At 29.7% G+C, this 10,846-nt stretch carries 13 protein-coding genes, 2 tRNA genes and 1 pseudogene; 14 read left to right on the top strand and 2 right to left on the bottom strand.

Translation table 11 applies throughout. The features are described from left to right. The first annotated feature begins 297 nt into the window (after positions 1–297). The 5 genes from HXZ69_RS14560 to HXZ69_RS14540 all read left to right on the top strand — a co-directional run bounded on the left by HXZ69_RS14560 (position 298) and on the right by HXZ69_RS14540 (position 4,551). Complete coding sequence (locus HXZ69_RS14560) at positions 298–1,338, top strand: o-succinylbenzoate synthase (protein ID WP_286496392.1); 1,041 nt, start codon at positions 298–300, stop codon at positions 1,336–1,338. Next, positions 1,335–1,946, top strand: coding sequence for a DUF1684 domain-containing protein (locus tag HXZ69_RS14555; protein WP_221855293.1), 612 nt, complete (start codon positions 1,335–1,337; stop codon positions 1,944–1,946). The genes HXZ69_RS14560 and HXZ69_RS14555 overlap by 4 nt, the downstream gene beginning before the upstream one ends. Position 1,947: 1 nt before the next feature. Continuing rightward, a complete protein-coding gene (locus HXZ69_RS14550) occupies positions 1,948–2,970 on the top strand; it encodes an AMP-binding protein (protein WP_286496391.1) in 1,023 nt (340 codons plus the stop codon). A gap of 78 nt (positions 2,971–3,048) precedes the next feature. After that, the gene (locus HXZ69_RS14545; protein ID WP_286496390.1) at positions 3,049–3,921 is read left to right on the top strand and encodes a tetratricopeptide repeat protein; all 873 of its coding nucleotides are present in this window, start codon (positions 3,049–3,051) and stop codon (positions 3,919–3,921) included. A 249-nt stretch (positions 3,922–4,170) separates the two neighbouring features. Next, positions 4,171–4,551: a hypothetical protein gene (locus HXZ69_RS14540; protein ID WP_280038239.1), complete on the top strand. Its 381-nt coding sequence runs from the start codon at positions 4,171–4,173 to the stop codon at positions 4,549–4,551. Positions 4,552–4,600: 49 nt separating this feature from the next. On the opposite strand, the gene HXZ69_RS14535 is transcribed toward HXZ69_RS14540, so the two are convergent. Both HXZ69_RS14535 and HXZ69_RS14530 read right to left on the bottom strand, forming a co-directional pair. Next, positions 4,601–4,939: a hypothetical protein gene (locus HXZ69_RS14535; RefSeq protein ID WP_286496389.1), complete on the bottom strand. Its 339-nt coding sequence runs from the start codon at positions 4,937–4,939 to the stop codon at positions 4,601–4,603. Between the two features lie 116 nt (positions 4,940–5,055). Continuing rightward, positions 5,056–5,808 (bottom strand): tetratricopeptide repeat protein, encoded by a 753-nt coding sequence (locus tag HXZ69_RS14530; RefSeq protein WP_038337013.1) that lies wholly within the window; start codon positions 5,806–5,808, stop codon positions 5,056–5,058. 78 nt (positions 5,809–5,886) lie between these two features. Between HXZ69_RS14530 and mce the strand changes: the two genes are divergently transcribed. The 9 genes and pseudogenes from mce to HXZ69_RS14490 form a co-directional block, all read left to right on the top strand. Beyond that, positions 5,887–6,285 (top strand): methylmalonyl-CoA epimerase, encoded by a 399-nt coding sequence (mce, locus tag HXZ69_RS14525; protein ID WP_219034454.1) that lies wholly within the window; start codon positions 5,887–5,889, stop codon positions 6,283–6,285. A gap of 76 nt (positions 6,286–6,361) precedes the next feature. Beyond that, positions 6,362–6,435: transfer RNA gene (locus HXZ69_RS14520), tRNA-Ile, on the top strand. A gap of 170 nt (positions 6,436–6,605) precedes the next feature. Beyond that, positions 6,606–6,980, top strand: coding sequence for a hypothetical protein (locus HXZ69_RS14515; RefSeq protein WP_125350090.1), 375 nt, complete (start codon positions 6,606–6,608; stop codon positions 6,978–6,980). Between the two features lie 135 nt (positions 6,981–7,115). Further along, positions 7,116–7,517: a metallophosphoesterase family protein gene (locus tag HXZ69_RS14510; RefSeq protein ID WP_185144183.1), complete on the top strand. Its 402-nt coding sequence runs from the start codon at positions 7,116–7,118 to the stop codon at positions 7,515–7,517. A gap of 89 nt (positions 7,518–7,606) precedes the next feature. Beyond that, positions 7,607–7,873, top strand: coding sequence for a helix-turn-helix transcriptional regulator (locus tag HXZ69_RS14505; RefSeq protein WP_125350089.1), 267 nt, complete (start codon positions 7,607–7,609; stop codon positions 7,871–7,873). 2 nt (positions 7,874–7,875) lie between these two features. Beyond that, the gene (locus HXZ69_RS14500) at positions 7,876–9,138 is read left to right on the top strand and encodes a type II toxin-antitoxin system HipA family toxin (RefSeq protein WP_125350088.1); all 1,263 of its coding nucleotides are present in this window, start codon (positions 7,876–7,878) and stop codon (positions 9,136–9,138) included. 420 nt (positions 9,139–9,558) lie between these two features. Beyond that, positions 9,559–9,669 (top strand): annotated as a pseudogene (locus tag HXZ69_RS15350) (hypothetical protein); the annotation flags it as partial. Between the two features lie 179 nt (positions 9,670–9,848). Further along, positions 9,849–9,922 (top strand) — tRNA-Ile (locus HXZ69_RS14495). A gap of 502 nt (positions 9,923–10,424) precedes the next feature. Then, a partial coding sequence (locus HXZ69_RS14490; RefSeq protein ID WP_286496388.1) for an IS110 family transposase occupies positions 10,425–10,846 on the top strand: 422 nt, incomplete at its 3' end.

Genomic DNA, 10,846 nt, shown 5'->3' with positions numbered 1-10,846 from the left:
TTTGTCCAACTATAGCTTGTATCCTACTAAAGTGGGTGGATATTTTATGCCCTAAATTTATTTAGGACGCTATTGTTATTAGACCAATTATTCCAAAAATTAAAGATTATTTAAGGTGCATTTTTGTATTCATAACTAACTATTTATTGAAATCACTTTGAGAAATAAAGTAATAAAATAAAAATGAGATTAAAAAAAAATAGTTTAATTGATAAATTGTGAACGATTGAGTTTCGATTTAATGAAAAATTAATTTAAATCAATATTTTTCTAAAAAGCATTGTTTAAATTTGAAGTATGAAAGCAAGTTTTGAACCTTATTTTTTGAAATTCAAAAATCCAAGCGGTACTTCGCGCGGCGTTTTGACAGAGAAATTGACGTATCTTTTTACATTAGAAGAAGATGGAAAAGAATATGTTGGTGAATGTGGATTGTTTAAAGGGTTGAGTTTTGATGACCGCCCTGATTATGAAGAAAAATTGCAATGGGTTTGTGACAATATTGACTTAGGAGTTGATGAATTGTGGCGTGAATTGCGCGAATGGCCTTCGATTCAGTTTGGAGTAGAGCAGGCTTTTCAGAGTATGTTTGCGAATCGTTACAACGAAAATTATACAGATAAATTGAATCCTGATTTGTATGAATCAGCTTTTTCGACAGGTGATAAAGGTATTCAAACTAATGGTTTAATTTGGATGGGTTCGATTGATTTTATGCGCGAACAAATCAAAGAAAAATTAGCGATTGGTTTCAACTGTATCAAGTTGAAAATCGGTGTTGATTGGGAAAATGAGCATAAGATTATTCAACAATTAAGACAAGATTTTTCTGCGGATCAATTAGAATTAAGAGTAGATGCGAACGGAGGTTTTACGTTTGAAGAAGCAAAAGTGGTCTTGCAACAATTGGCTGATTTAAAAATACATTCGATTGAACAACCTATCAAAGCTGGACAAATCGATTTGATGACGGAATTGTGTGCTACAACACCGACACCAATTGCGTTGGACGAAGAATTAATTGGAATTGTTCATCAAGAGGATAAATTCGAATTGTTAGAAAAAATCAAACCGCAATATATTATTCTAAAACCAAGTTTGGTTGGGGGAATTAGAGGTTCGTTGGAATGGATTAATGCAGCAGATACATACGAAATTCCGTTTTGGATAACATCAGCATTGGAAAGTAATATAGGCTTAAATGCTATTGCACAATGGACAGCGATTTTATATCCAGAAATGCCACAAGGATTGGGCACAGGAGGTTTGTTTACAAACAATTTCCCAAGTCGATTAGAATTAAGAGGAGAATATTTATTTCGAAACAAATTAGCATGAATAAAGTAATTATCGCATTTTTTGCAACAATCGTTTTAATGAGTTGTCAAACGACAAAAAAAACAATTGATTTAGTTGCAATTCAAAAATATCAAACCGAATTGGCGACTTTTTATACTGATCTTAAAACGACGCCATTGGTAGACGAAGAAAAAACGAATTTCAAAGGCATTACATTTTTTCCGATCAGCGAAAAATATATAGTGAAAGCGAAATTTACGCCAATCAAAGATGGAAAGGTGATTCCGTTTCCTACTTCTGCGAAAAAAATCAAAAATTACAAAGAATACGGAACGGTAACGTTCATGTTGGATAATGTTGAACAAACGCTGACGGTTTATCAATCTTCACCAATTATGGAGAAATATGCAGACAGTTTGTTTTTACCTTTTATGGACGAAACAAACGGCGTGACGTCTTATGGAGGTGGACGTTATTTGGATTTGAGTACAAAGGATTTAGGTACAACAGCCAATGAAATTACGTTGGATTTTAATCAAGTGTATAATCCATATTGTGCATATAGCAAACATTACAATTGTCCCATTCCGCCAGCGAATAATGTGTTGGATATCGAAATTAATGCAGGTGTAAGTTATCATAAATAGAATGTTGTATTTAGATTTTTCTCAACCTAATTTTGATGTCAACGCTATTGAAGTTACCAACGAATTTGAACAATCCGTAAAAGATTTTTTGGTTGAATGGTTTTCTGATTCTGAGGTGATGATTGCGCATACTTCGGGGTCTACTGGAACTCCGAAAGAGATTATTTTAACCAAAAAAAATATGCGAAAAAGTGCGAATATGACGGGAAAATATTTGCATTTAGAGAAAGGAAATTCGGCTTTATTGGTGATGCCTGTTACTTATATTGCTGGAAAATTGATGTTGGTTCGTGCAGTAGAAATCGGATTGAAATTGATTTGTATGCAACCAACTTCTCATATTTCTTTGAATGAAATTAATAGTGGAATTTCACAAAATTTTACCTCTATTGATTTTGTTGCGTTAACGCCTATGCAAGTTGAAAATTCGTTAGATTTTGTTTCAAGATGTCAAAAGTTAATTATCGGAGGAGCGCCTCTTTCGGAGAAAGTGAAACAAGAATTGTTTGCTTTTGAGAACGAAGTCTACGAAACATATGCAATGACGGAGACGATTACACATATTGCGTTTAAACAAGTTGCGAATCAAAAATATCCTAATGCAGAACAAGTTTTTGAAGCGTTTGATGAGGTAACGATTTCACAAGATGAGCGAGGTTGTTTGGTGATTGATACGCCTTATGATGGATTGCAAGTTGTAACGAATGATGTGGTTGAATTGATTGATACACGAAAATTTAACTGGATTGGTAGAGCGGATAATGTGATTAATTCGGGTGGAATAAAATTATTTCCAGAACAAATAGAAAATAAGCTGAAACCGTTCATTGATTCTGATTTTTATATCACTTCAAAAACGGATGAATTATTAGGTCAGAAATTAATTTTAGTTGTGGAAGGAGAGCAGAGGAGCTTGGATTTTTCTTTGGCAGATTTAACCAAATATCAAGTTCCAAAAGAAATTATTTTCATTCCTACATTTTCTCGAACTGAAAGTGGAAAAGTAAAAAGACAACAGTTTTAGAACCGACCTATTTTTTATTTTGTTCGTGTATTTTACCTAAAAATAGCTTAATTTTAGCACTACTAAAAAACTTATACTGTGGATTACAATAAACTTTTTAATGATATTTTTTTCTTGATTTTTGATGATGAAATGGATGAGAATCAATATCCTATTTGGAAAAGTTTTTCGTTTATTCACAATCCAATTCAGCAATTAATTAAGGCACAAGATTTATTAAATCAGTTGCTACACGAATATCCAAAAGATAAAAAAGCACTTTTTCTGAAAGGAGTTGTTCAGCGCAATTTAAACTTCAACGAAGAATCGATTTTGTATCTTTTAGAAGCAAAAAAGGAAGATTATTACTTGTATGCTGCGAATTTCTACATTGCCGAATATTATATTCATAAATTGAAATTTGATGAAGCGCAAAAGTATTTGAAAGAAATTGAAATTGTGTATCCTACCAATCAACGTTTTCTTTTCTTATCGATTTTAGTGAGTTTAGAATTGTTTGATTTTGAAGAAGCTAAACGATATTTGAATATTTTGTATCAATTGGTTGAGGATAAACAACTTTTAGAATTATTGAGTAAAAACCTTCAGATTACTGAAGAAATTGTCTTGAAAACGACAAATCGATTGGTCTTGAAAAACTTCAAATTGAGAAGTTTTAATTATAATCTTCAGCTCAAAACAAATTTGATTGCTTTTTATAAGAATTTCGCTGATATCGGGGTTAATTTTAATGGAATCAATTGCTTTATTATGGCACTTACCTTGAAGCAAATTACGTTGTATCCGACGTTTCATAATCTTGAAATTTATAATGTTCAAACGATTTTAGATTATATTGATGTTGATAAAAAAGGGATTCAAATGCGCTTAGAAGACATTGATTTTGACCATGATTTTGTCAAAAATTACCACGAATATTTAGAAGTCGAAATTCTATTGAAAGAAGATTAGTTTTTTTACTCAACTACATTTTTCTCAAGGAAATATTTTTGTTGTGATCTTGAATCGAGTTGAAGATGACTGAAGTAGTTTAGAATAATCTGAGATTCTTCGACAGGTTTAGAATGACAATAATGTCAAGTTGAGTTTATTTCAGTTTTGCATAAATAGATGAAGACTTTTCTATTGAAATGAAAATAGGAAACATGAATAAAAGTGGACAATCAGAAAAAAAACTTTAATTTTGCTAAAATTTATAAGATGGAATTTGTTCAAGATAAGGAAGAAGTTTTTGATAACGTCGAGTTGTTTTTAGAAAGTCTAGAAGTTGGAACGGATGAAGAAAAAAAGAAATCGATTCAGTTAATCAAAAAATCAAAAACATTTTTGGTGATTGATGCGGATGAGGTGATGGTTTTTGCGCCAAGTACATTTATTGGAATTAAAGAAAATAACATTCAGCAGTTTACAGGGAAGTTATTAGAGCATGAAACCAATCCCATTCTAACGAAATTGTTCGGTTCTACACCAAAAATTGATAAAACTTTGGACGAATTATTTTTAGATTTTTGCGACGAAATAGAAGTTAATCGCAATGATGTTGGGATTTCCCGAGATTATTGGATTATAAAAGATATGTAAAAAAAAGAGCTTTTCATCTACAACTGAAAAGCTTTTTTCTCTTAAAATGTTAAAGGATAACATTGATTTTTGCTTTGCTAATAGGTTTTATTCCAGCCAAAGCGCCATCAATTTCGCACTTCAACAAACCACTTCCGCCACCATAATGATGGATTTGCTTTATCGTAGGGAAATAAGTGCTTATCCATTCCTCCATTTTCTCTACCTCCGAAGCACCAATTCCACTACTGTATAATATTATTTGGACGTTGTTTGTTGATACGTATCCTTTCAATTCTTCTTGTGAGCAGGTACAAAATGCTTTCCAGTTTTCATTTTTGTTGATCACGCGTTTTAACGTGTCTACAATTTCTTTGTTTTTACCATAAACGGCGATTTGTACTTGCATATTAGATTAATTTTAAGGCAAAGTAACAACACAACGCATGGTCTAACATTGATTTACGATAAGAAATAAAAAGACATAAAAAAAAAATCGTTCCAATTCGAAACGATTTCTATGTTTTATTGTTGATTTTCTAATTGTGCTAATCTTTCGGCAGCTAAATAAAATTCAGGATTCAACTGCAATGCTTTTTTGTATTCCTCTACAGCTTCGGCTTGTTTCTCAAATTTTTCTAAGATTGCGCCTTTGTTGTAGTATGATAAGAAATGATTTGGATTTAACTCGATTGATTGATTAAAATCGTTCAATGCATTTTCTAAATCGTTCAAAACAAAATAAGTATTTCCTCTGTTGTAATACGACAAGAAATGTGGTTTCATTTCGATTACTTTCGAATAATCTTCGATTGCTTTATCCAATTGTTGTAATTGATCGTAACAAAATGCACGATTGTGGTAACATGATTCGTAATCTGGATTAATTTCTAAAGCTTTATTGAAACATTCGATCGCCTCATCGTATTTGTTCAAATTCATCAATACATAACCTTTTTGATGATAAGCTACAAAACTTGCCGGATCAATCTCGATCACTTTATCAAAATTCTCAGCTGCTTTTGTTGGATTATATTGATTGAAATTTGCCATTCCTCTGTAGAAATAGAAGTTTGGATTTTTATCATCTAATTCAATTGCTTTATCAAAATCCTTGATTGCATCTGTATTTTGTTTCATATAATATTGGCTCAATCCACGACCGAAATATGAATTTGCCACTTCTATTTGACGCTTAATCGATAATGTAAAATAATCAATCGCTTTTCTATACTGACCTTTGCGGAGATATTGACTCCCATCTTCATAAAAACTCATAGTTCAATATTACAACAAACTCTTTAAATTTTAAATAAAAAATTTTAGAAAAGTTTATCTTTACGCAAAACAACACACATGAAAATAGAACATTTAGGGATTGCCGTAAAAGATTTGGGATTATCGAATGAATTGTTCGAAAAATTATTAGGAAAAGCACCGTACAAAGAAGAAGCAGTGGAGTCGGAAGGTGTGAGAACCTCTTTTTTTGAAGTAGGCGAATCGAAGATCGAATTGGTCGGTTCTGAAAAAAATGATAGTGCTATTGAAAAATATTTAGAAAAAAATCGCGAAGGAATTCACCATATTGCTTTTGGAGTAGATGATATCGAACTCGAAATAGAGCGTCTTAAAAATCAAGGGTTTACTTTTATTAACGAAACGCCAAAATTGGGAGCAGATAATAAACGTATTGTTTTTTTACACCCTAAAACAACAAATGGCGTATTGGTAGAGCTTTGCGAAGATGTAAAATAATTTTGAAGTTCAAAAAAATAGCTTTAATATTGCAAACGAATTAGGTGATAGCTTCCTTTTTATTGCTTAATTCTCTGGTCCTATAACTCAGTTGGTTAGAGTAGCTGACTCATAATCAGCAAGTCCTTGGTTCGAGCCCAAGTGGGACCACTTTATTGAAAATCAGACGTTTACAGTTGTGTAAGCGTCTTTTTTTTGACTTCATTTTAATCTATAAGTACAACATTTGTACAACAAATTATCTGATTCAAAGATAGTTATAATTTTCATTTGATTGCATTTTTAGTATATTTATAAAAATAATTCAAAACTAATCTAAAATGATCTTAGGAATAATTGATAAATATTTTACTGTAGCAGAAGATTTATATAGAATAAGAATATTGTCCAAAAATAATATTCAACGTTTCTTAATGTTGTTATATTTTCCTTTAATAATATCATCTTTAATACTTACTCAACCAAATCTTTCTCCATTAGTAATTTTAACTTTAGTAATATTCTCTTTTATTTTAATTATACCATCTATATATTATTTTACATTCTTTTTTTATAGAAATTTTAATTCTAATATTAAAAGTTTTCAATTTGAAAAAGGAGTTGATAATTTATCTACTGCTAATAGAATTGATTTTAAGCCTTGGAAAACTAATGATATTGATAATACATTTATTTTTAAACGTTCCGTTTTTTAGGGAAGATTACACACTACATTAGGTACTAATATTACAGTTTTAGAAAATGATTTTATTGATATCGAAGGGATTCGTTTTCATGGATGTACATTATGGACTGATTTTTCAATTTTTGGAGATCCAATGAAATATGGGATGATTTGTCAAAGTCAAATGAATGATTACAAATATATTAAACGTGATCCGTCTTATTCAAAAATGAGAACCATTGATGTTTATCAAATTCATAATAAGTCTATTGCATGGCTTGAGCAAAGTCTAAAAGATTCAATTGGTCTGAAAAACATTGTTATTACACATCATGCACCGAGTATAAAATCAGTTCCAAAAGAGTATATTTCTGATCCTGTTACGTCTGCTTATGCTTCAAATTTAGAAGATTTTATTATAGAATATCAACCAATGTATTGGATTCATGGACATATTCATACACCTTGCAGATACAAGATTGGTGATACTGAAATTATCTGTAATCCTCATGAATATATTGATGAAAAAGATAATGGTTTTATAAAAGAGTTGATGATAGAGTTATAAAATTAAGTTTACCATTTAGTAAATAATGTTTACTAAAATATATATTAAGTTTATATTTTAGTATATTTGATTATTATAATATACATTATATGTTAGATTTCACGACAATAAAAGATGTAAAAAACACAATTGGTGAGTGGTGTAAAAAAATGCGCAAAGCAGAAAATTTAACACAACAAGAATTAGCTGATGAACTAGCTCTTTCTCGCTTAACAATTGCTAAACTTGAAAATGGAGATAATCCTACACTAGAAACTCTTTTGAAAGTGTTACAGTATTTTGATGAAATGAAATCGATCAATCAATTTATTTCTGATAAAATTGAAAGTTTAGAAAATAATCAATCCATGTATTAACTATGGCAAAGAATCAAATCATTTCGATAAATTTTCAAGAAATTGAAATCGGTAAAATAGGTTACGACGAAAACCAAAGAAAATCATCATTCCAATACAATCCTGATTTTTTGGAAAGTAATAACTACAAAAAGATATTTCCTTACGTTATTCGCAGAACGCCTAACGTACAAGTATTTTCTGAATTTGAGGGAGAAACATTTCGTGGTTTACCTCCTATGATTGCTGATTCTTTACCTGATTTTTTCGGTAATATTGTCTTTAAAGAATGGTTAGAAGCAACTCAAAAAGAAATGAATGCTATTACTCCTTTAGAACAACTAACATATGTTGGGAAAAGAGGAATGGGAGCTTTAGAATTTTCACCTGCGAAAGAAATTAAATCAAATCAGAGTATTGATGTAGAAGAAATAACGGAAGTAGTAAAGAAAGTGCTCGATTTAAAAACTTCAACAGAAGAAAAAGGATTAAGTGATATCGCTTTACTGAACATCTTTAAAATTGGAACTTCAGCGGGTGGCGCACGCCCTAAAATTTTAGTTTCAGAACATAAAAAAACAGGACGTCTAATTCCTGGTGATTTAGAAACATCAGACAAATACAATCATTATTTAATTAAACTTTCTGTAGACGAAGATCAAGGCTATTCAAAAGAAAAAATAGAGTACATCTATTATCAAATTGCAACTTCTATAGGAATTGAAATGATGCCTTCTAAGTTGATTGATGATAAACATTTTGCAACATCAAGATTTGATCGTCAAAATGGAAAAAAACAGCATATTTTAACTGCATCTGGAATGACAGGATGGGATTTTAAAAAGCCTGAAAACTCAACTTATGAAAATCTTTTTAAACTTGCTTTTGATTTAAAACTTTCGCACAAAAACATTCAGCAATTGTTTAAACGACTGGTTTTTAATCTTGTCTTTTTCAATATCGATGACCATTTAAAGAATTTCTCATTCATTTATGATGCTGATAAAGATCGTTGGAATTTAGCTCCCGCCTATGATTTAACTTATCCATTAGACGCTTTAAAAAACTACCTAAGAATTTCAAGAGCGATGTCTATTAATGGAAAAAGGACTGAGATTAATCGAGATGATTTAATGAAAATAGCTGAATTATTTACAATTAAAGACGCTAACGGAATTATTGATGAAGTTATAAACTCTACAAATCAATTCAGAATTCTATCTAAAGAACAAGATATTCCTGAAAAAGTAATTGATAAAATTGAATCTGAGTTTTTAAAGTTTTAATCAAAAAACTTCTGCTAAAAATAATCAATATGTTATGTCAATTATTTTTAGGTTAAATTGGTTGATTTTTAATAATTACCGTTTTAAATAAATTAATTCTAAAAATCCTTCTGTAAGGTGCATTTTGTCGTTAAATATAAATATTCAAAGCGGTCAATTTTTATAATTGATTAAACTCAAAATTGTAAGTGAATAAATCGATATTTTCTTTAGATTTTAGATCAGAAATATATGTAAATCGTCAGCAAAAAGTTTATTAATATCAATAATACATTTTAAATTCACTATTTTTCACCATTTTTCTTAGCCCAATTCTAATTAAGAAAAATCAACAATCTTATAAAATAGATTTGACTTTTAAAACGTATAATTATGAGTCAAATACAGATTTTGTTGGTTTATAATTGAAAGAATAAACTCAATAAAAATGAAGAATCATTAATTCAGATTTGCTGTTATCAGAATGGAAAGAGAACATATTTTTCGATAGGTCAATTATGTTTAATAAAGTATAATGTTAATAAACCATAATTTATTTCATTTTAATCAAATTAAGGATTGTAAATATTATATAAAAATTTACACTATTATTATATTGTAATTGAATTTGTTGTAAAAAATATCAAAATTCTTTTATTTTTAACTTGTTTTTTATGTTTTAGATTTTATATATTTGCACCCACGAGAAAAGAAATTGATCTTTTACTCTGGGTCCTATAACTCAGTTGGTTAGAGTAGCTGACTCATAATCAGCAAGTCCTTGGTTCGAGCCCAAGTGGGACCACAAAAGCACCTTTAAAAAGGTGCTTTTTTTATGTCTATAATTTTTAATTTTATTTATAATTTATTGTAAATAAAGTTTTTATGTTTTTTAAGTAAGCTTGAAAGATTTTCTTCAATAAGGTAATCCCAATTTATTTTTTTATTTCATTTAACGATGAGCCGATTATTTTGATTAATTGGTTCAAAAAAGTGTGAATTATGAGCCGATTAGTAGTTTTTGAGGTTTCAGATATATGTATTTTACGATGTGAATGAGACTAAGACTAAGACTAAGTATGCGGTTCTGAAACGAGTTCCTTTAGATTTGAAAATCTTAAATTGTAGTATAAAAAGAAAAGAAAAGAGTTTGAGTACACTATAACGAGTTCAGAGCTATATAATCTCATATTCTGATTAAGACTCAACTCTTTCTTATCAAATTCTCAAATAGAAATTCGGGCTTATAACCCATTAGTAAGGAATCGAGTTATTGATAAGTTTCTCTTCTCATTAAATTCAAATTTATGGAAAAAATTATTATCGGAATTGATGTGAGTAAATTAACTTTAGACATCTGCATTCAAGAAAATGGAGTGAATCGTTTTGATAACATTCCTAATACAGAAAAAGCAATCAAAGTTTTTTTCAAACAGTTTGATAAAAAACAAGAAATTTTGATTGGAATGGAAAATACAGGTCGATTTAATGCTATACTTTATAGTGTTTTAGTCCATTTTTCTTTTACTGTTTATGTAATCAATCCTTTGCATTTGAAAAGAAGTATGGGATTAGTTAGAGGTAAAAATGATAAAATTGATAGTGAACGCATCGCTCAATTTTTATTGAAAAACTATATGGATCTTCAGCTGTGGAAACCTAATTCAAAGGTCATTGAAAAAATTAAACTATTGAATGCTGAAAGAAAACATCGAGTTAAAATAAGAGC

The organism is Empedobacter sp. R132-2, assembly GCF_030324375.1.
GTDB lineage: Bacteria > Bacteroidota > Bacteroidia > Flavobacteriales > Weeksellaceae > Empedobacter > Empedobacter falsenii_B.
Note: the sequence above shows the minus strand (reverse complement) of the source record. Positions and strands in the feature narration are given on the sequence as shown.

Bases quoted from the DNA above. Each gene is read 5' to 3' on its own strand.
- HXZ69_RS14560 (WP_286496392.1), top strand. From the start codon at position 298: ATGAAAGCAAGTTTTGAACCTTATTTTTTGAAATTCAAAAATCCAAGC.
- HXZ69_RS14555 (WP_221855293.1), top strand. From the start codon at position 1,335: ATGAATAAAGTAATTATCGCATTTTTTGCAACAATCGTTTTAATGAGT.
- HXZ69_RS14550 (WP_286496391.1), top strand. From the start codon at position 1,948: ATGTTGTATTTAGATTTTTCTCAACCTAATTTTGATGTCAACGCTATT.
- HXZ69_RS14540 (WP_280038239.1), top strand. From the start codon at position 4,171: ATGGAATTTGTTCAAGATAAGGAAGAAGTTTTTGATAACGTCGAGTTG.
- HXZ69_RS14535 (WP_286496389.1), bottom strand. From the start codon at position 4,939: ATGCAAGTACAAATCGCCGTTTATGGTAAAAACAAAGAAATTGTAGAC.
- HXZ69_RS14530 (WP_038337013.1), bottom strand. From the start codon at position 5,808: ATGAGTTTTTATGAAGATGGGAGTCAATATCTCCGCAAAGGTCAGTAT.
- mce (WP_219034454.1), top strand. From the start codon at position 5,887: ATGAAAATAGAACATTTAGGGATTGCCGTAAAAGATTTGGGATTATCG.
- HXZ69_RS14515 (WP_125350090.1), top strand. From the start codon at position 6,606: ATGATCTTAGGAATAATTGATAAATATTTTACTGTAGCAGAAGATTTA.
- HXZ69_RS14510 (WP_185144183.1), top strand. From the start codon at position 7,116: ATGATTTGTCAAAGTCAAATGAATGATTACAAATATATTAAACGTGAT.
- HXZ69_RS14505 (WP_125350089.1), top strand. From the start codon at position 7,607: ATGTTAGATTTCACGACAATAAAAGATGTAAAAAACACAATTGGTGAG.
- HXZ69_RS14500 (WP_125350088.1), top strand. From the start codon at position 7,876: ATGGCAAAGAATCAAATCATTTCGATAAATTTTCAAGAAATTGAAATC.